Source organism: Pseudomonas sp. 11/12A (assembly GCF_000800055.1).
Classification (GTDB): Bacteria; Pseudomonadota; Gammaproteobacteria; order Pseudomonadales; family Pseudomonadaceae; genus Aquipseudomonas; species Aquipseudomonas mohnii.
This window is the reverse complement of the sequence record NZ_JUGV01000001.1, coordinates 578,373-602,529: the sequence shown is the minus strand read 5'-3', so window position 1 is coordinate 602,529 and position 24,157 is coordinate 578,373. Positions and strand designations below refer to the sequence as shown.

Here is a 24,157-nt window from a genome sequence, read left to right as displayed (position 1 = left end):
TCCTCGATCAGTGATGGGACGAAGGCGCAAGCATTTGCAACAGCTGGTGTTCGGAATCGTCGAGATACAGGCCCATGGCCTCCTCGGCCGCACGCTTGTTGCCTTCGACCAGAAGTTCATGGATCTGCCGGTCGCGGGCCAGCCATGGCGCCTGAAAACGCGACTCATCGGGCGCGGTGCAAAACACCAGGCGCAATTGAGCCACGACATTGGTAAAGAACTCATCGAACAGCGGGCTGCGCAGCAACCCGACAATGTGTTGATGAAATTGCAGACTGTGGGTGCCGACGGCGCGCCAGTCCTCGCGCTCCCGCGCCAACTCTGTGGCTTCCAGGGCTTGGAGCATCCGGTCGGACTGATAGTCACGCAGGGGGTGACTGGCACTGATGGCTTGCAGTTCCAGCGTGCGCCGGACCTTGAACAGGTCCCGCACATCATCACTGCCCAACTTGCGCACCATGACGCCTTTGTTGCGCACATAGCGGGTCAAGCCATCCTGACCAAGACGATGCAAGGCTTCACGGATGGTGTTACGCGAGGCGTTATAGGCAGAGACCAGGTCGTTTTCCACCAGCGCCATGCCAGGCAGCAAGCGTCCACCGATGATGTCGGCGCGCAACTCCAATGTGATGTGGTCAGCCAGTGACAGTCCGCTGTTCATACTCATTGCCTCAGGATTGTTCAACAATCGTCAGCCAACAGGTAATCACTATTCGTGCCATCAGGTGCAATGCATCACGATCGGTTAGTCGCATCTGCATGCTTTTTAGAAATAGAAGTACAGTCACCATGCAATTTTCAAGGGTTAATATGGCGCATTGATGTGGAGATATCAGATGCGTTATTCGCAGGACCATAAAGCCCAGACCCACCAACGCATCATCAAGGAAGCTTCAGCGCGCTTTCGCCGTGACGGCATCGGCGCAACCGGCCTGCAACCTCTGATGAAAGCGCTGGGCTTGACTCACGGTGGCTTCTACTCGCACTTCAAGTCCAAGGATGAATTGGTGGAAAAGGCCTTACAGGCGGCAGGGGATGAGGCTGATGTCGTTTGTGCAGAGCTGTTCGCTCAGGATCGACCGCTGGATGCCTTCATCGATGCCTACCTGTCGCAACGGCACCAGACTTGCCCAGATCAAGGCTGCCCATTGCCCACGATGTCATCGGAGCTCGGCATGCGCGGGCAGCCGAGTCCGACTTCAGATGCGGTGCTCAATGCGCGACTTCGACAAATCCAGAACACCCTTGAAGGGGACGATACGGAAAAACGCAGCATTGTCATCATGTCCACGCTGGTCGGGGCGTTGCTGCTTTCGCGCTGTGTCGAGAATCCCGAGCTGGCCCGGCAGATTCTCGACGTAACCCGCGCGTCACTTAAACAATCACAAGGCTAACCTTCCCAGCGCTTGAACAACACGCTGGCATTGACCCCACCAAACCCGAAACCGTTGGACAGCGCATATTCGATGGCCATCGGCCGAGCCTGACCATGGACGATGTCCACGCCATCGGCAGCGGGGTCAGGATTGTCGAAATTCAGAGTCGCCGGTACGATCTGATCACGGATCGCCAGCAGCGTGAAAATCGCCTCGACTCCGCCTGCTGCGCCGAGCAAATGCCCGATCGCCGACTTGGTCGATGTCACGGCAATTTTGTTATCCGTTCCAAACAATGCCTTGATCGCCGCCAATTCCCCCAAATCGCCAACCGGCGTCGAGGTCGCGTGGGCATTCAAGTGCTGGACCTGCTCTGGCGCAACACCGGCCTGCGCCAATGCCAACGACATGGCGCGGCGCGCGCCGTTGCCATCCTCAGGCCCTGCAGTCAGGTGATAGGCGTCTGCACTGGTGCCGTAACCGACCAGCTCCGCCAAGGGTTGAGCCCCCCGCGCCAAGGCGTGTTCCAGAGACTCGATCACCAGCAGGCCGGCGCCCTCGCCCATGACAAAACCATCGCGCCCACTGTCGAACGGCCGTGAGGCACGCTCCGGGGTGTCGTTGTAACCGCTGGACAAGGCCCGAGCAGCTGCAAAACCGGCGAGACTGACCCGATCGATCGCCGCCTCTGCTCCACCACACACAGCGATGTCGGCCTCACCACAACGAATCAAACGCGCCGCATCGCCGATTGCTTGAACCCCGGCAGCACAGGCTGTCACGGGCGCCCCCAACGGCCCTTTGAAACCGTGTTGAATTGATACATGTCCCGCTGCCAGATTGACCAGAAACGACGGGATAGTGAACGGTGACAAACGTCGCGGGCCACGGGTGTCAGTGGTGCGCACCGCATCGGCTATCGCACCGAAACCACCGATGCCGGAACCGATGATGGTTGCCGTGCGCTCCTGGGCAGTAGCGGTTTGCGCTTGCCAACCGGCCTGTTCAATCGCCTGCCGCGCCGCTTCCATGGCGAACAAAATGAAGCGATCCATTTTTTTCTGCTCTTTGGGCGCGGTTGCCCGATCCGGATCAAAACCGGCCTCGGCATCCTCCGCCAGCGTTGGCACCGCAGCGCCGACCTTGGCAGGCAAATCGGCAACCACCTCATCGGGCAATTTCCGCAATCCGGAGCGTCCCGCCAACAGACGCGACCAGACAGCTTCGACCCCGCTACCCAGCGGGGACACCAGGCCCATGCCCGTTACAACTACTCGACGATTACTCATTACGCAAATACCTCATGCCGATTAGTGGCGCTTCATTTATAACGCGCGGCGGCCTGGCTTCTGGACAGATTCGGCGCCATCGCATGACGCGCCGCTACATACGACTCCCACTCAGAGAGATTCGGCAAGGAAGGGATGGTGATCAACTCACCTTGATCCAGACCCGACAGCGCAGCATCGACCATCTCTCCTGCTTCCATGACCATATCAGCGGGAATTTGGGTCGCATCGATACCGGAACGCTCCCAGATCTCGGTGCGAGTGACGCCCGGCAACACAGCCTGGACCTTAACCCCGGTGCCGTCGAGTTCGGCATTCAATGACTGGGTCAGGCTCAACACATAGGCCTTGCTGGCGCTGTAGGTCGCGTTGAAACGCTCGGGAAACAAAGCCACGACCGAGGCAATATTAATGATCGTGCCCCGACCCGCCTTGGCAAAACTGGCGGCCGCTGCCGATGCCAAGCGCGTGACGGTAGTGACATTCAGCTGGATCAATCGCTCCAACTGATCGGTATCGGCATTGGCCAGCAAACCGTCCGCCGCAACACCGGCGTTATTCAGCAACAGATTGATACTCGAATCGCTGCGCAGACGCTGCTCGAGTTTCAGCACATCCTCCTTTTGCGTCAGATCTGCCTTCAACACTTCGACCTGAACCCCATGCTCGGCGCGCAACTGGCTCGCCGCTTCTTCCAGCCGCTGCAGATCACGAGCAACCAACAACAAATCAAAACCACGCGCCGCCAGACGCTGTGCGTAAACCGCCCCGATACCGGAGGAAGCGCCGGTGACGAGGGCCGTACCTTGGGATTGGGTGGAAGTCATGACTGTGCTCCTGGAAATGATTGAGAAAAGGTCAGCGCATTAACCTCAACGCGCCTCGACGGGTATTTATTATATGCATAATTTAAACGCCATATGATAGTCGTAATTTTTAGGCGGCGGACGGAAGGCGCAGCTTTGCGAACGCCAGAGCGCAAAAAGGCCGGTCAATGACCGGCCCCCTTGGCGTTGAATGTTTAGCTTAGTTCACTTCCAGCTTATCGCGATTACGATCCAGAATTGCCTTGCCGATTCCTTTCACTTCGAGCAACTCGTCCACCGAAGCAAACGGTCCATTGATATCACGATACGCAACGATCGCCTGAGCCTTCGCCTCGCCGATTCCGGAGAGTTCCTTTTGCAATGTGGAAGCATCGGCAACATTTAGATCGATTCTGCCCGATTGTGCAGTTGGAGAAACCTCCATCACCATGGGGGCATTATTGCTCTCCGGCTTCGCAGCGGGAGCCGCAGTTGCAGCGATAGAGGCAGTGGTCAGAAGGGCAAAAACCAGGGAGTTGAAGTAGCCAGTACGCATAAATGACGCTCCATGACATCAATTGAGAAAACAGCTTTCCGAAGCTGTCTCCCAAACTTAGGTGATGTCTGGAGCCTGTCAAAAATGTGTCCATTGCAGGATGTGAAACAATCAAGATTTGATCCCCATCCCATTACTACATCCCCAATCGCGGCTGCAACCAATCGAATTTACGGACCCTCAAATCAGCCTGCACAACACTAATGAAGCGCCCACTGAATTGCCTTGGAAAACGCTTCAGTCGGAATAACATAACTACGATGATAACGATGTACTGAAGCTTGGTCCGGACAAGACACCCCCCGGACAAACAAGATCTGCGCACCACCAGCCTCGATAAAACTGGCATATCCCCGAAAATTGAAATCCGGGCAATCATTTATCAGAGCAACGATGCGCGCTCCGGCGTTACAGAAAATCGCGTTTGTAAGGGCCGAGCTACAAGAACCAGCCACAATTGTGGCAGATTGAAATGCATCGACTTGTTCGGCGAAACTCATCGTTTCCGGGTAGATTGTTGTGAATCCTAAGTCGTGTAATATTTTTTCTAACTCGACTTCATTCACCAACTGTCGACTGCTGAAGCCACGCCTAGACAGAAACAAGCGTGTCGACTTTTCAGAAAATACAAAATTTTCCCTTTCCAGTCCTTCAATAATCTTTGCTTTCAATTGTGAGAAAATATCACTTGGCCAAACCGTGTCATAAGCAACTCCCTCTTCGACATCCAATGGAAAAAAAGCGGGAACCGGCGCGACAGCCAGCCTGGAAAATTCGACGATTGTATTAACTGGCAAGACAACAACAGGCCGCTTCTTTGAATTAAGCAGAGAGAGCGAATCCAGATGTGACTGGGGCATGTTCGCATCCACCACAATTGAAAAACTCTCGTCACAGAAATCACTGTCGAACGCCAGCATTCTGGGCAAATACTCAAGAAACCAATGTCCATAATTGCCGCTTTGAACACCAAACATTTTTAATCCGTTGTCAAGCACCTCGGGTTGTTTATTTGGCCACTGCACCAACGCTTCCTCCCCATTTCTGGAGAGCATAATTTTTTCTTTATCGTACATATCACCCAATCCCGAGCGGTAAAAAACGGGATGCGTAATACCATCTAAAACAACCTGTCGATTACTGACGACGACATTGCATTTAGAAATACCGACCGTCTTTTCCATGAGCGCAATGTAAAATGGTGGTGCTAACAAATCACCCTCTTCAGACGTAAGCGGCGAGCCTTCCTCAAGGAAGCTCAAGGATAGTTCCGCTATGGGGCGTGATGGAAAAATCTCGTAGTATGAATAATCGAATTCAATACAATGACTCTTGACCGAACGCATGGGCAAAATATGCGTTCCGAGCGTTGCCTTTTTGACCTTGCTTTCACCAATTAAACGTAATGCTTGAGACACCATCCCCTTATTAAAATACCGTCGAGACAGTTTTATCAAAGCATGTCCTGCCAACTCATATCCACGCTGGTTAGCCAAGGAATAGTTTCTATAAGCAAGATCGCTATCCCCTCGCCCTTCTGCAATTTCCCCTGCCTTCGTCAGAGCGTACGAATACAAATTATCCGCATCCAAAATTCCAGGACGTTGCGACAACTCCTGAAAAATACGCTGTGCACTCAAAAAACGCCCTGCCAAACAAAAACATATGCCGGCTATTTTCAAATAGAGTGGTGCGGGAATATGACTCTTGGATAGTCGAAGAAGTTTTATTGATTGTCGAAAACGCTTTAGCGACGCGCTATGTATGGCTTGATACGCCATGAAAAATTCATTTTGAACAGTACCGGACAGGTTATCGTCTAAATAGGGGCCCAACACAAGTTCAACAATCGACAGCGATTCACGACCTTCATGAATGCCAGAATGCATAAAATGTAATAAAGGATTTACACATGCCTCTTTAACATCAGGATAGGAATCATAATAGTAGTTCGTCGAAAAAAAGGGTGAGGGATCAAGGCCGGCAGCGGCACCTTCCAGAACATAATGTTCTAGAAGGGTAATATTCAACCATTGCACACCCGGCAATTGTGCCAAGTAGTACTCGCTATCGAATAATGGATGAGGGTTACTATCCTTGCTGAACCCTTTGCTAACAAAATCAACGACAGACTCACCTGAACTACCTGCATCGCCTTGATAGCAACGCGACCAGTAACCAACGTCAAAATACGGTAAGACAATCTCAAGTCGAGAATCAATATTATCAACAGCATTTCTTGTTCGAGGAACCGAAAGCTTTGCAAGCAGTCGGCGCAGGCACGATTTGCTGATAGAAAGACAGTTAGCAAACAAAGATTTCACCGTCATTCACCTCAAGAAGTAGCAGAAAGGTAATGATTGAGCAGCTCAATCCGAGGGCGCATCTGCCCCTCATAACTGAACTCCCTCAAGATGGCACGCCTACCGTTTTGCCCAAGTTCCATCAATGCCTCTCGATCGGACAGATAGCCGTTAATCAATTGACTGATTGAATCAGGATCCCTGTCAATAATCTTCATCTCATGCTCTTTAAAAATATCACTGCCATCGAGATGAAAATTCATGCCTTTAAAATCGGTCAGGAAGACAGCAACTCCTTTCAATCCGGCTTCTACTACAGCGGTTGTTGGAAAACCATCAAACGATTCCGGCTGGGAAGGATCCAACGCACTAAGATGGATATTGGGAGACAATATCAAGTCCATATTTGTGTAAAAACCATCAAAGAAATCTGCGGATTGCGTCCCATAGAACGTGACATTACGAATATCACCGAGCTCAATGGTATTTTTATCAAAGCCACCAACGACGTGAAAACGGATGTCTGGTGAATTCGCAAAATTTTTGACGATATCGACAAATACGTCATACCCCTTTTCAGCGCCGGTCGCCGAATATTTTTGAGCAACAAAACAAACATCGAGTGGCTTATCCAGGCTCTTCGCCGTCGGCACATGATCGTCCAAGGTATAAATATTTGGAATGATGCCGCCGTATATATGCTGAATGCGGTCCGGCTCACAAAAACCACCCTCGACCAGATATCGATAGGAGACGTTCTGAGTTGTAATAATTTTTGACAACTTTGGGTTATCACAAAGCCTGTGAAGTTTCTGATCCGAAACCCCGTCATTCAAATTGAACCCACCACCCGGATAAAGGGTAAACAAAAGATGCTCGGCAGATGGCAGACCTATCTGAGTATAAAAATAATCAGCCAGGTTCAAGAAGACGCAATAAGCGACTTTGGAGTCGCCAATAAAGTCAGTATCAAAATACCTGATTCGATTCGACGCCAGCCCGCTGACTTTTCTGAATTGATCTACCTGTGCATGAAACGGCAGTGGCTCCCCGTATTTTGACAAGTTATCCGGTAGCACCTGTATTGAGCACTCATCAATCTCTTCGAGATAGCTCTTGAACTCCCCATAACGAAAAGAAGAGACCTTGGACGGAAAGGACGAATCCAACAGCAGGATCTGCGACTCGCAAGGCAGATCTATATTGACTTTTTTTGCTTCGGCGATAGTCATTACTGCTTCCGAAACCAAACCTTCAAAAACTGGAGGTATCTCGGATAACTCTGAAAAGGCTTTACCCGCTTTCTCGAACCGACCAAGCCTGAATATGCAAAGAGCGAGTGCCGTTTTGATTTGATTCGATTCCGGCAAAAGCTCCAGAAACTCACCTAGAACGGAGTGCATCTCTGAAAATTTAATTGAATTCCGATATCGATTAATGAGTAACGCGACCGCTGATTCTTCAATTAATTGGCGATGCAACTCGATCAATTCAGGCGTTGCTACCCCAGCCTTATACCACGCCAGTCCACGCCTTATCGTATCCAGATCCGGCGCACTCAGAGTCAACATCAAGTTCAATTTTACAGCCATGCTGTTCAACGGATCAAACTCAAGAGCCTTTTGAATTCGAAGTCCGGCATCAGCACTGGTAATTGAAAACGGCCAACGCCCCTCTGCAAAACCATATTCGATGTAATGGGAAAGGGGATCGGCATTGGCGGCAGCAATGTCAGGATACCTTTCCAAGTAGAAATCCTTATCAAGCAATTCCTTGCATGCCAGTTTAACCGCGTCGAACTTCTGAGGTTCTTTTTTGAAAATCTTGAAAAGATAATCATGGGCAACAGACTTCAAATACTTGATCATTTTATTTACTAAATTTCGCATTCTAAAATCCCCATGAGCCGAGAAAACCTGGCCCCCCTCCCCTTTTAGCCAGTTCACTGGCATGCCTCAGCGAATCAGCACAACCCTCAAAATTTTGATCAAATAAACCAAAAGCCCACCCTGAGAAAGGGTGAGCTTTTCAACACTATAAACTCAACTGCGTAATTAAATAAAATTACATGCCAAAATAAGCGGTCGCGACAGAAGCAGGATCTCCGTCCATTTTGATTTTTCCGTGCTCCAGCCAGATAACCCTATTACAGGTGTTCAGGACGAGCTCACGTGAATGCGTCGCCACCACCAGTATCTTGGTAGAGTTGAGAATATCAGTCATCCGCGCCTCTGCTTTATGCTGGAAATTTGCATCGCCTACAGACAACCATTCATCCATCAGAAGAATCTCTGGAGAAATAATGGTAGAGACGGAAAATGCCAAGCGCAGATGCATACCTGAAGAATAAGTCCGCGTAGGCATATCGATGAAATCACCCAGTTCGGAGAACTCTACGACTTCGTCAAATCTACGTTCGATTTCAGACTTGCTGATCCCTAAGAGAGCTGCTCGATAATAGATATTTTCTCGCCCTGTCGCCTCCGGATCGATGCCAAGCGAGATATCAATTAACGAACCAATATCACCTTCGATACTGGCAACACCTGAAGTGGGCACAAAAACCCCGGACAACAGGCGTAATAAAGTGCTCTTACCCGCTCCGTTATGCCCTAGCAAGCCAACCCTATCGCCGTCCTTGAAGGAAAAATTGATATCCTCCAAAGCGCGAACGACGACGTGCCCCCGCTCATCTGCTGACAACTTTCCGCCCGTAGCGACCTGAATAAGCCGCTTTTTTAGAGAGCGTCCATTAGCATTGTAAATGGGAAATTCGGCAGTGACGTTATTAAAATCAATAGAAGCCATACAATTTTCCATCAAAGCCAGTAAGGGATACGGCGCATATACCGATTATATATAACAATTGCAACCAACCAACCGATCACTGCCATGGCGATCGAAAAGATCCAGCTCTCTGCAGCAGGCGTAGTACCCAATACCGGCCCACGAGTAATTTCCAGCAAATGATAAATCGGGTTCAAATTGAGCAAGTAGGCCGCATGCCGTGAAGGAAGCAACGACGGCGCCCACATAATGGGGGTCAGGTAAAATACGACTTGGGTAGCGTTTACAATGATCTGCGTGATGTCACGGAACCTGGTGCTTAATACCCCAAGAACCAGAGAAATCCAGAGCAGATTTATAGACAGTAGAATGATGCCCGGTACAAACAGCAGCATCGTCAGGGTCAGTGGCTTTCCAACAATCAAGAAGACAATCGGTATGATGACAATATTATGCCCCAACACAATAAAATTGCGCCAGAAACAGCGAAGCACATGAACAAAAAGAGGAATATTTAACTGCTTGATAATCGCTTCAGCAGAAGTAAATGCTACACAACCTTCAGTCACGTTGGACGAGATGAACCCCCAAAGGACGATCCCCAAAGCGAGAAATGGCAAGTATTCCTGCATCGGCGTATTAAAAATCTGGCCAAATACCAAACCAATAGAGGCAATCATTACCCCCATACTGACGGTCAGCCAAAACGCGCCTAATCGAGAACGCCTGTATCGCTGCTTAATATCCGCCCATCCCAGCATGCCGACGAGTGGATAGCGCTTTGCTGACGAAACAATGTCGGCCAGCGCGTTAAATATTGAATTACTTGTCATTAATTACGCCACACTTAGTTAAAATCAACCCTGGTCGGGTATCTCCCGGACCAGGTATCTCATCAATCGACGAATATTCAATAAACATCAAACACACGCTCTCGAACATTCAAGAATGGGAGAGTCTGGACAATACCCGCTGCCAAACCCCGAGAGCTCTTGATTTCTGTTGACTCATCACCGCAACGACTTTTGGACGAAGCACATCGATCTCCCCCAGTTCCTTCTGGAACCACCGGTCATCCATGCCATAATCCTCAACAATGACTTTTTGATGAGCTGAACTGTTAAGGAGCTTGTTCAGTTTCAACATTCCAATCAACTGATAGGGTTTCCCCAGCCACTGATTATAATTCCAGTATAAAAGCGCCTTTTCGATATCAAGATGAACATCGGAAGTGATCGCCTTGAACTTGATCAAATCAGAAAATCCATCTTCCAACTGTTTCGCAGTCACATCATCAAAAAACTCATCGGCTATCAGATAATGCTCATTCATGGTACGAATCGAATTGGAAACGGTTTGACTGCTTGCGTTCTCACCAGGCATCAATCGAAAGGTAATCAATTCCCGATCGGATATATGGATCGGATAGTGTTTGACCAAACGAATCCACATTTCCAAATCTGGTAACTGCCGCAGCCGATTACTGTACATGCCCAGATGATCGTAACAACTCTTGCGAATCAGCATTGTTGGATGGCAGATACAATTTCCCAATTCGAAGAAACGCCTCAACCAAGCACCCTGCGAACGATTTTCTTGGTCGAATACGTCCGATGCCTTACCCATGGAGTTGCCGTCTTTATCGACAAAACGCGCCCTGCCGAAACAGGCACCAACCTGAGGATTGTCTCGCAGGAACTTGACTTGATAAGCAAGTTTATCGGTATCGCACCAGTAGTCATCCGAATTGATGAGTGCGATAAATTCACCCGATGAACGCCCAATTAGCTCGTTGGTAACAACACCAGCTCCTCGGTTCACTTCATTAGGGAAAAACTTGATCCTCTCATCCTTGATTGAGGCGACCACCTCTCGGGTCGAGTCCGCAGAGCCGTCATCCGAAATCAAGAATTCGAAATCCACATCCACTTGCCCGAGCACGCTTCTGATTGCTTGTTCAACAAAACTGGCGTGATTATAAGTCGCCATGATGACGGATACTGTAGGTTTTTTCATACGGAACGACTCCGTTTAACGACCCTGGCAAGTAGATTCATGACTGCAACGGGAACAAGCAATTTGATTGCCATTATAAAAACGGGTGGCATTAAGCTCACAAGTATCGGAATTACACGAAACACTGGTTTCCCAACGGACTCGGCAACGTGCCCGAGTTGGGAGACTGTAATCACATGACGTAAATGACTGGAGAGTCGCTCGAAGTCTTCGTGAAAAACATTATCTGTCAACGCATCGTATGCGGGCAGAATGGCCAACTGCGCTTTCAACTTATCGATGTGCGGGGTTTGTGTCCAAACGCCACCACCGTGAAGACGATAGACAGACATTGGCTCTTCCAAAAATCCAATCAAGCTGGTTTTGGCCAAAACAATATTGGTGATCCAATCATATGATTTGATATCAAACAACCCTTCGGGGAGTCGACTCAAGGCACTCCGCCTGTACATACAGGTTGAAAAATTACCTACAACATTATCGGCTATCAATTCTCTGGCAGAGATAAACCGATGCACGGTGGAAGCCGGAACTCTAGGTGAAAGGTGTGCACGATCCTCTTCATAAACATAATAATTGACAGAGCATACATCTGACTCCCAATGCGCTGTCAGAAAGTCTACCTGGCGTTGCAGCTTGCAGGGACTGATCCAGTAGTCGTCCCCTTCAAGCACCGCCACAAATTCCGAAGTACAAGCTTCAAAACCGCGCTTGTAGTTTTTCGTGATACCTAAATTTTCACTATAGTCCAGGTATTTGAATGTAAAGCGTGGATCAGTGCCTTCATATTCTTGAATAATCGAAAGCGTGCTATCGGAAGATTTATCATCCGCCACGACCAATTCGATCGGCCCATCAAATACCTGCCCAAACAAGGAATTCAGCGCTTGGCGAATATGTTTTTCGTGGTTGTATGCAACCAACAGAACCGATATGCCAACCGCCTCTTTAAGCACTGGTCACCCCTTCTTCTGATTTTGGCTTTTTAGGGATAAAAATTTCCGCTTCGCCGTCAATTACCAACTGACCTTTGACAGTGCAGTAAGTTCTGAATGTCACCACTCGCTTACGGGTGCACACTGCTTTTACACAAACAGTGGCTACAACTGTGTCCTGAAGATAAACGGGTGCTTTAAAAACGAGATTCTGCGAAATATAAACACAACCCGGACCTGGCAGCCGCGTTCCAAACATTGCAGAAAAGAAACCAGCCGAAAACAGACCATGCGCAATACGCGCCTTGAATCTCGAGTTTTGTGCGTACTCGTCACTCATGTGGACGGGATTATTATCTCCCGACAATCCGGCATACGCTTTAACATCGGCGTCCGTTACTGTATGAGAATATGAAACCTGCATACCGATTTCAATTTGTTCGATCGCCAACTCAGTCGGGAATAAATGAATTGTTGTCATTTACGCATCGCCTCTCGCGTGAGAGGGCGAGCCGGATTCCCCACGACTGTAATGCCTGGAGGAACACTCTTGGTCACCACAGCGCCCATACCAACGATCGCACCACGTCCGATGGTCAACGGCCGCGAAGCCTTGCCCTGAATAATAGAAGCCCCTGTACCAATATAGGCGTGATCTTCAATAACAACATTACCATTACATTTGACACCTGGTGCAAACGTAACAAAATCACCAATTACACAATCATGGGCAACATAAGAATAGATATTCGCATGAAAGTGCTTGCCAATTTTCGCATTTGAAGTGACCGTCACAAATGGCGAAAGCACCGCGCCTTCCGCGATCTCGTTGCCATCAAGGATCACAGCATTTCCAGCGATGACCGAGAACGGTTTCGCCCCCTGACTTTCACAGACGGCAGATATACGCTCCCTCGCGTCGGATGCCCCAATTGCAATACTGAATAGTCTTTCGCCCGACAAGGATAGAAAACGATCTAGCGAAATAACGGGATAACCATTAATGGTGTCCTCTCCGATTTCGCCCTCGACAACAAAATATAGTTCCGCGCTATCGCTCGCAAGGAGGTCGTCTACCATAGCCTTGGCGAGGGGGATTACTTCACGGCCATATCCACCAGCGCCGATGATCCCAAAATATTTTTTCATACAGCCTCCTGCAAACCAATACAATTCAATATCTAATCGAGCGCTTGATAATCCGGCATACCATGTCGATTTCTTCACGCGATAGCGTATGGTAAAGCGGCAGGCACATAATACGCCGTGAAACATCTTCCGAGATTGGGGAGCGTTGCTCGTGGACGTAAGGCAATTCAGAAAGCGAAGGGTAAAAATAACGACGAGGATAAATATTGTTCAGATTCAGCTCTGCCATGACGTGCAGGAGCGTCTTTTCATCATCGAATATGACCGGAAAATAAGAATGGTTGTAATCAGTATTTTCGGCAATTTTCTGGAATCGAATAGGCAGATCCGTGAGCTCGGACTTGTAGTGCTCGCACAACTCTTTACGAACTTTAAGAATCTCTTCAACATACTTGAGATTCGTCAAGCCCATGGCAGCATGCACCTCGGAATTTTTGCCATTCACGCCTACCCCACCGAACTCTGTGAGCGACGAATGACCAAAATTTCGCATCATTGCCATCTTTTTCAGTATTTCAGGATTGGACGTGGTTACAGCGCCCCCTTCAATAGTATGAAAAAGCTTGGTGGCATGAAAACTACAGGTCGCGATATCGCCATAGGCCAATAGCGAGCGCTTCTTATATTGAGTACCGAACGCGTGAGCAGCATCATAAATAACGCGCAACTGATGTTTTTGTGCAATTTTTTCAATCGCTTCAACATCACATGGATTGCCGAATACATGGGTTGCCAAAATAGCGGAAGTGCGCGACGTAATGGCTTGCTCGATCTTTTCCGGGTCGATATTCAGAGTATCTGGGCAAATATCAACCATAACAGGTTCGCAACGCTCCCAGACGATACTGGAAGTAGTAGCAACATAACTAAACGGCGTGGTGATGATTTCACCCTGCAAATCGAGCGCTCGAATTGCAATTTGAAGCGCGATCGTACCATTACTGAGAAACAGCAGATGGTCAACGTTAAGCTTTTCCTTGAGTTTTAATTCAAGCTCGTTCACCAACGGCCCATTATTGGTAAACCATTCACGTTCCCAAACCCCTTGTAGATAAGTCTGAAACTCACCAAAGGGAGGGATAAACGGCTTCGTAACTGTAATATTCATGAACGCCCCGACAAGCAAAACGACTACTTAGTTCTGTAAAAAATGATTGTATTTCAATACTACGAAGAGCTGAATATCTCTCCAACGAACAAGCCGTGAGCCCTGACAGCTGGAAAATCGACTCCATTTCCGAGGCAAACAGGGCATCTTAAACGCCGACGAGGATGCCGTAAATACCACCGAAGCATACCGCCACCCCCATGCCTGGCACGATCGAAAGGCCTCAGGGATCAAGGCTGCGCTGCTGATAAATCCAGTCCACAATCTCTCCGTCGGGCGAGTAGCCACTCACCGTTTCCCTGAGAAGCTGGCGAACGCGCGAGTAGTCATCTTCCTCTACGGCAACCAGTAACTCACTCAGGCGTGTCTTCAGCACATCCCACGGCACGTGATCTTCATCCGCACTCATGATCATTGGGTGAGGAGTGGCGGAAACATTGTCACCTATCAGTAACTCCTCATAGAGCTTCTCACCCGGACGAAGACCGGTGAACTCGATAGCGATGTCTCCCTGAGGACTTCTATCCGATCGAACGCTCAATCCCGACAAATGGATCATTTTCTCTGCCAGTTCGACAATCCTCACCGGCTCACCCATATCGAGAACGAAAACGTCTCCCCCCTGCCCCATCGAGCCCGCCTGGATAACCAATTGGGCTGCCTCGGGAATTGTCATGAAGTATCGAGTGATCTTCGGATGAGTGACCGTCAAGGGCCCACCCGACTTGATCTGACTGTGAAACAGGGGTATCACGGAGCCTGACGAGCCGAGCACATTGCCAAAACGCACCATCGTGAAACGAGTTTTATTCACCCGCGAAATGTTGCCTTTATCGCCAAACAGCACTGGTGCGACTTCACGACTCAATGCCTGCAAAATCAGTTCCGCGAGGCGCTTTGTACTTCCCATTACATTCGTTGGGCGGACCGCCTTGTCGGTGGAAATCAAAACGAAATTCGAGACCCCCGTTTGCAGAGCCGCCTGCGCAGTATTTAAGGTTCCAATGACGTTATTAAGCACGCCCTCGGCGATGTTATGTTCCACCATCGGTACATGTTTATAAGCCGCTGCGTGATAAACCGTGTCAACTTTCCAGGTCTTCATTACATCCTGAAGTTTATGAGGATGACGGATAGAACCCAGGATCGGAAGCAAGCGAATCGAGATGGACTCACGATCTATTCGACGCTCGAGCTCAGACAGAATACTGTAGAGGTTGAATTCACCATGATCGAACAACAACAGCGCCGTGGGGCCTAATGAAAAAATCTGACGGCAAAGCTCTGAACCGATCGAACCACCGGCCCCCGTCACCATTACAACCTTGCCTTTTATACAATGGGTCAGCAAATCCGGTCGAGCCGGTACGGAATCACGCCCCAGGAGATCAGCAATATCAACCTCCTGAATATCGTCCACTTTCACTCGTCCGCTGGCCAGATCGGTGAAATTTGGAACACTCCTGATATGCAGCGGAAAGCCTTCAAGGAAGTTGAGAATTTCGCGACGACGTGCTCGCGTTGACGAAGGAAGTGCGAGAAGTATTTCCTGGGCCCCCGTCACATCAATCATTTGCTGTATATGCTTTGGCTTATAAACCTGAAGCCCGGAAATGGACCGGTCCGCAATACTGGCATCATCATCAATAAAAGCGACCGGCCGCATTACCCGCCCCATACGCAAAGCAGCGACCAGTTGATTACCAGCAACGCCCGCCCCATAAACAGCAACTTTAGTTAAACCATCATCACGATTTGTAAAGGGCACGTGTTGGGCAGCCGAGAACCAATCCCCCATGAAATACTGGCGCATGCACAGACGCAATCCGCCAATAATCACAAGACTCAACCACCAGTAATTGAAAATTATGGAACGAGGTACCACACTGGCATGATTGCTGTACCAGTAAACGACCACAGCAAGTATCAGTGACGAAAGGCTTACAGCCTTCACAATTACAATAAGGGCATCATTTCCAAAATACCGCATCACCGCGCGGTACATTCCGATCCGTATGAAAAGCGGAATGGCAACAATTGGCGCACTAACGAAAAGCCACGCATGCACCCGGATCGGGTTGTACATGTCGTCAATGCCCAACCGGACGATGAACGCTAACCAGAGTGCCAGCCAAACCAGCACAACGTCGGTACCAACCTGTAGCAGACGTTTCTGCCTGCGTGGCAACCCTAGAAGAAATGAACGTAATTTATCCATTGATTCGCTCGATCACCGCTCTGCTCCCTGAAGCTATTAACAACCTCATTGTAGCTCTTTTTTTCGGCGAAATACGACCGCTGAACGGAAGGCGGACAGGCGAAAAACGGGCAGTTGGCAGTGCCTGCCCTGCCACTCGCCACCAAGCCGCCATTGCTGTTAAACTCGTGCAAAGCCCACCCACATTAATTACTGTGACTTGCCTAAACACGTACCCCTCAGATCGTACGCACCTCTCATTTATTAGAGTAGATGCTTTACTTGACCGAGGCGCGAGAGATTTCAATCATGGTAGAACAAATGAAGGATATCTTCCGCTTGGACTCCGACCCATCGGCGATAGCTGAGCACTCGATAGAGAGCAAAAAAGTCGCAATACTTGTTTGCACTTACAATGGAGAGCGATTTCTCAGGGAACAACTGGAATCATTCATTAATCAAACTCATAAAAACTGGTCGATCCATGTCTCGGATGACGGGTCGACAGACGCGACACTGGAGATTCTTGAAGAGTACAAGAAACAACTAGGCGATGAAAAAATCGTCATATTGCAAGGCCCTCGCCAAGGCTTTGCAAAAAATTTTCTGTCATTGATTAAAAATCGAGAAATTGTCGCTGACTACTTCGCATTTAGCGATCAGGACGACATTTGGCTCGAAGACAAACTGAGTCGCAGCATCGCTCAAATACCTCAAACCCCCACCAGCAAGCCCCACCTGTACTGTTCAAGAACAAAGTTGGTCAACACTGATCTTGCGCCACTGGGATTTTCTCCATTATTCAAAAAGCGTCCCTGTTTTGAAAATTCATTGGTTCAAAGTATCGCAGGCGCCAATACAATGATGATTAATAATGCGGCTCGCGACCTAATGTGCCGTATCGCCGATGACGCCTTGGTCGTAGCACATGACTGGCTTGCGTATCTGTTGGTGACCGGGTGTGGCGGCCAAGTTGTCTTTGATCAAAACCCCACACTGCTTTATCGACAGCACGAGGGCAACCTGATTGGAGCGAATGCAACCTACAAGAATCAGGTCAATCGTATCTTGAAAATGCTAAGCGGGCGTTTCAGTGAGTGGAGCACTCAAAACCTGATAGTCCTGAACTCCATCCGAATGGAGCTCACAGAAGACAATAGACGTACCCTTGAGCGCTTCGAAGCCGCCCGCAATAGTGGGTTGCTATCAAGGCTTTATCTGATGAAGAAAAGTGGAGTTCATCGGCAAACACTCAAAGGCAACATCAGCCTGGTTGCCGCCGCGATACTCAATAAAATATAGACACATCCGTAACGCAACAAAACACCCATCAGACAACATTTTCGGAGTAGTTTTCGCGACTCTTGGTCAGCCTGCTACTCCTGCCTCAAACTTCCATGCCAGCATTGCCAGCGGAACAAACGCTATCAGACAACCCGCCCCGCCCCCAAGCCAACCTGCCCCCACCAGCAATGCAATCGGCAACAACCAAACAAGGTTTATCAATACAACAAGCGAAGTTACCACCAGATGGCTTTGGTATCGACGTGAGGCGTGCTGATAGGCGTGACTCCTATGAGCCTGATAAACCTTTTCGCCACGAAGCAGCCTCCTCATCAGAGTCCAGGTCGCATCTACGATGAAAACACCAAGAAGTATTATCCAGCACCAAAAGAGCTCAGGTCGAACCCAGGCAGACTCTAACGCTAATGCACCCAGAATGAATCCCAGGAAACCACTGCCGGCGTCCCCCATGAAGATTCGCGCTGGAGGAAAGTTCCAGCACAAGAAACCTGCAACAGCCCCGATCAGGACCAGCGGTCCCCATATCAGGCTTGTAGCATCAAACCACCAGTAAACCAGACACATCCCCAAACACGCACTGATGGCCTCCGTGCTCGCCAAACCATCGATGCCATCCATAAAGTTGTAGAGATTGAGCATCCAAACCAGATAGAACGCGGCCAGTACGCTACCTATCACCGATAGATCGACTCTTTCACCAAACAATTGGATGGGTGCAAGGCCGTTGAGCCAGTACAACGCCCAAGCTGCGGCTATGAAGTGACCGAGGAGCCGCCACTTGGCGTCGATATGCCCGTGATCGTCCGCGAAACCAATGATTGCGACAAGCAGCCCGCCACCCAGCACACCTAGTAACGACGCGCCTTCCAAGTACCCCATCCCACCCAACACAGGGAGTGCCACCGAACAGGCCGCGACAATGGCGACGCCCCCGCCCCGGGGGGTTGGCACAGAATGAGAACTCCGTTCATTCGGGATATCCATCAGGCTTTTGGCCAATGCGTAACGACGCAGTACCAGGGTCAACCCACAGGAGATCGCAAAAACCACACCCAACAACCACCAGACAATCATCTGTTTTTTAAATCCCGGTAATAATCTGCAGTTTGGCGGAGCGCCTTCTCGACAGAGACAGGCGGAACCCAGCCGAGTACATGCCTGGTTTTACTGATATCGACTTGCAACGAGGCACACAGGCGCTGGGCAACACCTTGCTTTCCAAAACATGACGCCACAGCCTTCAGCAGCCACACCGGCAACGGCAAGAGCCGTGCTTTTTTACCAAGAGCATTTGCCATGTTTTCGAGCAATTGGGTGGTGGACATATCTGCGTCATCACTGACAAGAAAGGTTTGCCCGGCCGCCGCAGGATGGTCAATGCAAGTGACCAGCAGGTCCACAAGATTACCAATTGCTACCAGACTTCGCCGATTACCAATCGCCCCGAAGGGCAGCACCACTCCCCTGTCGAGCCAGCGCATCATACTCAGGAAGTTCGCCTTGACACCTGGTCCATACACAAGCGGCGGGCGAATAATGACCACCTCCATCCCTGTCTCTCGAGCGATGTCTCTCAGCGCTATCTCCGCCTCCATCTTCGAGATTCCGTAAGGATCCATCGGCTGAGGTTTCAAATCCGCATCAAACGGTTTGCCTGGCTCTGTTGACTCACCATTGACTTTAATCGAGCTGATAAAAATGAAGCGCTTTACTCCGGCAGCCGCAGCACTTCGTGCAAGCCTGACAGTACCGTCGACATTGATACGTCGAAACTCGGCAAGGGCATCGACTGCCTTGTCATTCATTACATGAACGCGAGCTGCGGCGTGAACAACCACCTCAACACCCATCATTGAAGTGATCGTGACTGCCCCACCCAAGTCGAAGGGCACGACCTGACAAAGGCCGTCCAGTCGCGTTCTGCCACGTGAAGCGGCTACTGGAGTGTACCGGCGATCAAGAAGCAGCCTGTAAACAACAGCCTCCCCGACAAACCCACTCGCCCCCGTCACCAGTACTCGCGAGACGCTCATTTGGTTTTTCTTCCAATAACAGCGGTTGCCAAACATATAAAAAAGAAAAACATCTTGTCACGAAACCTGCGCCGACACTTACAGGCATTTAAAGACAACGCAAGTAACTCTTTTCGACCTAACTTGAACCACTGACTAACAAATAGCACCTCTGACACTCCCACAAGACTCGCTATCAACTTGACTTGGGAGAACCACCAACCATCATGAATGGTTTTATAACGAGCAATCAGCGGATTGATACCTGTATTGGCCCCAACCTGATTCCGCTCGTGCTGCCGGTACTGCATTGAGGAATAAGGATCGATTAGCCATTTATAGCCATGACTGCGCGAAAAAGCATAGCAGTACCAATCATGCAAACTGACATCCTGAACAGCCTGCCAGTTTTCAACAATTGAGGTCTTTAACACTTCAGCCAAATGATGGCTAAAGACATATGTGCAACCTGGCCCCGCCGCCTCAAACAAATAGTCCCACTCAACCTGAGCCTGAGCTTTATCAAGAAGGTGCGTTCTTCCGTTCGACCAGAATGCCGTCACATTACTGGAGTAGGCATCAACATCTTGTCCGCGTAACATTTCGGTTGCTCTCTTCAGCTTATCCGAATGCCACACGTCATCTTGGTCAGCGAACGCGATGAAGTCATAAACTTCGAAGTTTACGTCGCGCATCAAACGAAAAAAATTCCGGGAAGCACCACCAAAACGCCCCACCGCCGGCAACACGGTTACATTTGAGTGTAAGGCCGCGAAAGACTCGCACCACGCCTCAGTACCATCGTTGGAGGTATCGATGCTGATATGGATACTGACATCTACGCCAGACTGGCAGAGGATCGAAGCCAACTGCTCTTCGATCCACTGCATGCCGTTGTAGGCAGCCAGCAAAACTGCAACCTTGGGTTGTTTTAATGGCATGCCATTCCTGCTTGCAACTAATAATCACGGAAGGGAGCATTGCTCCCCGATCAACGTGAAGGTGAAACCAGCAGTTTCTGCAGGTACTGGCCGTAGCCGGTCTTTTTCAATGCGTCAGCCTGACTGGCAAGCTGCTGTGCTGTGATCCAGCCATTGTTGTACGCAATTTCTTCGAGGCAAGCGACTTTCAATCCCTGGCGCTTCTCGATGGTGTGCACGAAGTGACTGGCCTCCAGCAAAGAATCATGAGTCCCGGTGTCCAGCCACGCAAACCCGCGCCCAAGCATTTCTACATTGAGGGTTTTCTTCTCCAGGTAAGCACGATTGACATCTGTAATCTCCAGCTCACCACGCTCTGAAGGCTTGATGTTTTTGGCAATCTCGACAACATCATTGTCGTAGAAGTACAGACCGGTCACCGCATAGTTGGATTTTGGCTTCAGCGGTTTCTCTTCAATACTTAGCGCCCGACCGGTTTTGTCGAATTCAACAACACCGAAGCGCTCCGGATCGGAGACGTGGTAGCCGAATACAGTCGCGCCATGCTGTTGAGTGCTGGCTGATCGCAAATTGTCAGAAAAATGCTGACCATAGAAAATGTTGTCACCAAGGATCAAACAACAAGGATTCTTACCAATAAACTCCTCACCAATGATAAACGCCTGAGCGAGGCCGTCCGGACTGGGCTGTTCGGCATAGGTCAACTTGACCCCATACTGACTGCCATCGCCCAGCAGCTTACGGAAGCACGGCAAGTCTTCAGGAGTCGAAATGATCAGAATTTCCTGCATACCCGCCAGCATCAGCACCGACAACGGGTAGAAAATCATCGGCTTATCGTAGATCGGCAACATCTGTTTGGAGACGCCCAGAGTTAGCGGATGCAGGCGTGTACCCGAACCGCCAGCGAGGATGATGCCTTTACGATTTGTCGTGGTCATTTGTTTAGAACTTCCCTAAGCATTCGATTTACACCACTTTGCCAATCCGGCAAGTGTAAAGAAAAATTTTCGCGTAACTTCTGAGTATTTAGACGCGAGTTCAGCGGTCGTTGGGCAGGTGTCGGGTAAGCAGTCGTGTCGATTGGATTGACTGCTGTTACGGCAAGTTGCTCGCCATTGGCCTGGGCGAATGCAATCACATGGCTTGCATAGCCGTGCCAGGACACTTCACCACTGGCTGCCAGGTGATACAAACCTGAAAGTTCGGGCTGCTGCAGCGCCTGCCGAATGGCCAGAGCGGTAACATCAGCTATCAAATCAGCCCCTGTCGGGGCTCCGATCTGATCTGCAATAACATTCAGCGTATCCCTGTCTTTCGCCAGACGCAGCATCGTCTTGGCAAAGTTGTTGCCGCGCGCACCGTAGACCCAGCTCGTGCGGAGGATCAAATGCCTGCAGCCCGATGCATGGATTGCTCGCTCACCTGCCAGCTTGCTCGCACCGTACTGATTCACCGGGCCGACAGCATCCGTCTCCAGCCACGGCACAGAACCGCTACCACTGAAGACGTAGTCGGTTGAATAGTGAACCAGCCAGGCATTGAGAGTGGCTGCTTCTTCGGCCAGCATCTGGACCGCCTGGCCGTTCACAAGGAAGGCCAGCTTGGTGTCTGATTCAGCCTTGTCGACTGCGGTGTAGGCCGCTGCGTTGACGATGACATCAGGCTTGATCTGGCGGATCGTCGCGCGTAAAGCATCTAGATCGGACAAGTCGCCGCACAACCCGTCAACAGGCTGACGATCCAGTGCAATCAGCTCACCTAACGGTCCGAGGGAGCGCTGCAGCTCCCAACCTACCTGGCCATTCTTACCCAGCAGAAGGATTTTCATGCCTTGTTCGAGCGATCCGCGTAATTTTGGTCGATCCACTGCTGATAGCTGCCGCTCTTCACGTGGGCGACCCATTCAGCGTTATTGAGGTACCACTCGACGGTCTTGCGAATACCGGTTTCGAAGGTTTCTTCCGGAGCCCAGCCCAGCTCACGCTGAATTTTGCTGGCATCAATGGCGTAACGCTGGTCGTGCCCAGGTCGATCCTGAACATAAGTAATCAGACTCGCATGGGGGCGATAAGCCGAGTCAGGACACAGCTCGTCTAGCAGCGCGCAAAGGGTGTGCACTACTTCGATGTTCTGTTTCTCGTTATGGCCGCCGATATTGTAAGTCTCACCGACAACACCCTCAGTCACCACCTTGTAGAGTGCCCGGGCATGATCTTCGACGTAGAGCCAGTCGCGAACCTGATTACCCTTGCCATAAACCGGCAATGGCTTGCCTTCCAATGCGTTGAGAATGATCAGGGGTATCAATTTCTCGGGGAAGTGGCATGGCCCGTAATTGTTAGAACAGTTGGTGACCAGCGTCGGCAGGCCATAAGTGCGGGCCCAAGCGCGAACCAAATGATCTGAGCTAGCCTTGCTGGCCGAATAGGGTGAGCTTGGCTGATATGGGGTTGTTTCGGTGAAAAGGTCTTCCGGACCGTCAAGGTCTCCGTAAACCTCATCAGTCGAAATATGATGGAATCGGAAGCTGGCCTTGCGCACTTCATCCAGCGAGGCCCAGTACTGGCGCGCCGCCTCCAACAGGGTGTAGGTGCCAATGATGTTGGTCTGGATAAATTCAGACGGCCCGGATATCGACCGATCAACGTGGGATTCTGCGGCCAGGTGCATGATGGCATCCGGTTGATGTTCACGCAGCACGCGATCAATCTGATCACGGTCACAGATGTCGACACGCTCGAACACGTAACGTGAGTTCTGGCTGACTTCAGCCAAAGACTCAAGATTACCGGCATAAGTCAGCTTATCGACGTTAACGACAGAATCAGACGTGCCGCAAATGATGTGCCGAATGACTGCCGAGCCGATAAATCCGGCACCGCCGGTTACTAGAATTTTCACGCGAGACCATACCCTTGAGTTACTGACAGAGCCGCCTTCCGAACACTGTCTAATCCATGAATACAAAAGCCATAAAACTTGAGGCCTCTGTTAGCACTGTTCCGACTCGACGTTGGAAAATGCCATTATCGAACAAGGCAAGCATTTTACAGTTTAATGAACGGTTTACTAATGGATATAGACAAGCAGTGGCGCAAATTCGACAGATATCTCCTGCTCGTCGCAATCAGACAAGTCGCTTGCGCGAAGCTCTGAAAGATCGCCCCAGGAACCAGCTTAGCAGCGGCCCGACTACCATGCCGATCAATAGTGCGAGAACCATCATCAGAGAGACCGGCAACTCCGGTCCAGCCCAGCCTAGAAACAGCAGTGACACCGACTGCTGGTTTTCGAGTACGAAGGCCAGGATCGCCAGCACCAGCAACAGTATGAAGATACCAAGAAGCACTCTTTTTAAATTACGCATGAGCGAC

At 50.1% G+C, this 24,157-nt stretch carries 23 protein-coding genes; 2 read left to right on the top strand and 21 right to left on the bottom strand.

What is annotated here, in order from left to right; all coding sequences use genetic code 11:
- Positions 1-7: 7 nt before the first annotated feature.
- On the bottom strand, positions 8-661 hold the full coding sequence (locus tag GQ39_RS02815; RefSeq protein ID WP_047527116.1) for a GntR family transcriptional regulator: 654 nt from the start codon (positions 659-661) through the stop codon (positions 8-10).
- A gap of 175 nt (positions 662-836) precedes the next feature.
- On the opposite strand from GQ39_RS02815, the gene GQ39_RS02810 reads away from it, so the two are divergent.
- Complete coding sequence (locus GQ39_RS02810; protein WP_047527115.1) at positions 837-1,394, top strand: TetR/AcrR family transcriptional regulator; 558 nt, start codon at positions 837-839, stop codon at positions 1,392-1,394.
- Here the strand turns inward: GQ39_RS02810 and fabF are convergent.
- The 13 genes from fabF to GQ39_RS02750 all read right to left on the bottom strand — a co-directional run bounded on the left by fabF (position 1,391) and on the right by GQ39_RS02750 (position 16,543).
- Positions 1,391-2,665: a beta-ketoacyl-ACP synthase II gene (fabF, locus tag GQ39_RS02805; protein ID WP_047527114.1), complete on the bottom strand. Its 1,275-nt coding sequence runs from the start codon at positions 2,663-2,665 to the stop codon at positions 1,391-1,393. The two genes, GQ39_RS02810 and fabF, sit on opposite strands and share 4 nt — an antisense overlap.
- Positions 2,666-2,697: 32 nt before the next feature.
- Entirely contained in the window at positions 2,698-3,492 is a 795-nt protein-coding gene (locus GQ39_RS02800; protein ID WP_047527113.1) for an SDR family NAD(P)-dependent oxidoreductase, read from the bottom strand.
- A gap of 199 nt (positions 3,493-3,691) precedes the next feature.
- Positions 3,692-4,027, bottom strand: a complete 336-nt coding sequence (locus tag GQ39_RS02795; RefSeq protein ID WP_047527112.1) for a ComEA family DNA-binding protein — start codon at positions 4,025-4,027, stop codon at positions 3,692-3,694.
- 200 nt (positions 4,028-4,227) lie between these two features.
- Positions 4,228-6,351, bottom strand: a complete 2,124-nt coding sequence (locus GQ39_RS02790; RefSeq protein ID WP_161793920.1) for a glycosyltransferase family 61 protein — start codon at positions 6,349-6,351, stop codon at positions 4,228-4,230.
- An 11-nt stretch (positions 6,352-6,362) separates the two neighbouring features.
- Positions 6,363-8,276 (bottom strand): glycosyltransferase, encoded by a 1,914-nt coding sequence (locus tag GQ39_RS02785; RefSeq protein WP_152613955.1) that lies wholly within the window; start codon positions 8,274-8,276, stop codon positions 6,363-6,365.
- Positions 8,277-8,394: 118 nt separating this feature from the next.
- Entirely contained in the window at positions 8,395-9,138 is a 744-nt protein-coding gene (locus tag GQ39_RS02780) for an ABC transporter ATP-binding protein (RefSeq protein ID WP_047527110.1), read from the bottom strand.
- A gap of 11 nt (positions 9,139-9,149) precedes the next feature.
- Positions 9,150-9,950 (bottom strand): ABC transporter permease, encoded by an 801-nt coding sequence (locus GQ39_RS02775; protein WP_047527109.1) that lies wholly within the window; start codon positions 9,948-9,950, stop codon positions 9,150-9,152.
- Positions 9,951-10,059: 109 nt separating this feature from the next.
- Positions 10,060-11,133, bottom strand: a complete 1,074-nt coding sequence (locus GQ39_RS02770; RefSeq protein ID WP_047527108.1) for a glycosyltransferase — start codon at positions 11,131-11,133, stop codon at positions 10,060-10,062.
- Positions 11,130-12,089 carry a glycosyltransferase family 2 protein gene (locus GQ39_RS02765; RefSeq protein WP_047527107.1) on the bottom strand — a complete coding sequence of 320 codons (960 nt, stop codon included), beginning with the start codon at positions 12,087-12,089 and terminating at the stop codon, positions 11,130-11,132. Before GQ39_RS02765 ends, GQ39_RS02770 begins: the two co-directional genes overlap by 4 nt.
- Entirely contained in the window at positions 12,082-12,549 is a 468-nt protein-coding gene (locus tag GQ39_RS31185; protein WP_081997836.1) for a MaoC family dehydratase, read from the bottom strand. The genes GQ39_RS02765 and GQ39_RS31185 overlap by 8 nt, the downstream gene beginning before the upstream one ends.
- On the bottom strand, positions 12,546-13,217 hold the full coding sequence (locus tag GQ39_RS02760; RefSeq protein WP_047527106.1) for an acetyltransferase: 672 nt from the start codon (positions 13,215-13,217) through the stop codon (positions 12,546-12,548). The genes GQ39_RS31185 and GQ39_RS02760 overlap by 4 nt, the downstream gene beginning before the upstream one ends.
- 25 nt (positions 13,218-13,242) lie before the next feature.
- A complete protein-coding gene (locus GQ39_RS02755) occupies positions 13,243-14,325 on the bottom strand; it encodes a DegT/DnrJ/EryC1/StrS family aminotransferase (RefSeq protein WP_047538399.1) in 1,083 nt (360 codons plus the stop codon).
- A 223-nt stretch (positions 14,326-14,548) separates the two neighbouring features.
- A complete protein-coding gene (locus tag GQ39_RS02750; protein WP_047527104.1) occupies positions 14,549-16,543 on the bottom strand; it encodes a polysaccharide biosynthesis protein in 1,995 nt (664 codons plus the stop codon).
- A 300-nt stretch (positions 16,544-16,843) separates the two neighbouring features.
- On the opposite strand from GQ39_RS02750, the gene GQ39_RS02745 reads away from it, so the two are divergent.
- Complete coding sequence (locus GQ39_RS02745) at positions 16,844-17,824, top strand: glycosyltransferase family 2 protein (RefSeq protein WP_081998001.1); 981 nt, start codon at positions 16,844-16,846, stop codon at positions 17,822-17,824.
- Positions 17,825-17,890: 66 nt separating this feature from the next.
- Here the strand turns inward: GQ39_RS02745 and GQ39_RS02740 are convergent, their stop codons facing one another.
- From GQ39_RS02740 to GQ39_RS02710, 7 genes are all read right to left on the bottom strand, one after another.
- Positions 17,891-18,901, bottom strand: a complete 1,011-nt coding sequence (locus tag GQ39_RS02740) for an MraY family glycosyltransferase (RefSeq protein ID WP_047527103.1) — start codon at positions 18,899-18,901, stop codon at positions 17,891-17,893.
- Complete coding sequence (locus GQ39_RS02735) at positions 18,898-19,860, bottom strand: UDP-glucose 4-epimerase family protein (protein ID WP_047527102.1); 963 nt, start codon at positions 19,858-19,860, stop codon at positions 18,898-18,900. The genes GQ39_RS02740 and GQ39_RS02735 overlap by 4 nt, the downstream gene beginning before the upstream one ends.
- On the bottom strand, positions 19,857-20,780 hold the full coding sequence (locus GQ39_RS02730) for a glycosyltransferase (RefSeq protein WP_047527101.1): 924 nt from the start codon (positions 20,778-20,780) through the stop codon (positions 19,857-19,859). The genes GQ39_RS02735 and GQ39_RS02730 overlap by 4 nt, the downstream gene beginning before the upstream one ends.
- Before the next feature lie 50 nt (positions 20,781-20,830).
- Complete coding sequence (gene rfbA, locus GQ39_RS02725; RefSeq protein ID WP_047527099.1) at positions 20,831-21,721, bottom strand: glucose-1-phosphate thymidylyltransferase RfbA; 891 nt, start codon at positions 21,719-21,721, stop codon at positions 20,831-20,833.
- On the bottom strand, positions 21,718-22,611 hold the full coding sequence (gene rfbD / locus GQ39_RS02720; protein WP_047527098.1) for a dTDP-4-dehydrorhamnose reductase: 894 nt from the start codon (positions 22,609-22,611) through the stop codon (positions 21,718-21,720). The genes rfbA and rfbD overlap by 4 nt, the downstream gene beginning before the upstream one ends.
- Positions 22,608-23,684, bottom strand: a complete 1,077-nt coding sequence (gene rfbB / locus GQ39_RS02715; protein ID WP_047527097.1) for a dTDP-glucose 4,6-dehydratase — start codon at positions 23,682-23,684, stop codon at positions 22,608-22,610. The genes rfbD and rfbB overlap by 4 nt, the downstream gene beginning before the upstream one ends.
- A 226-nt stretch (positions 23,685-23,910) precedes the next feature.
- Positions 23,911-24,150, bottom strand: coding sequence for a LapA family protein (locus tag GQ39_RS02710; protein ID WP_047527096.1), 240 nt, complete (start codon positions 24,148-24,150; stop codon positions 23,911-23,913).
- Between the last annotated feature and the right edge of the window lie 7 nt (positions 24,151-24,157).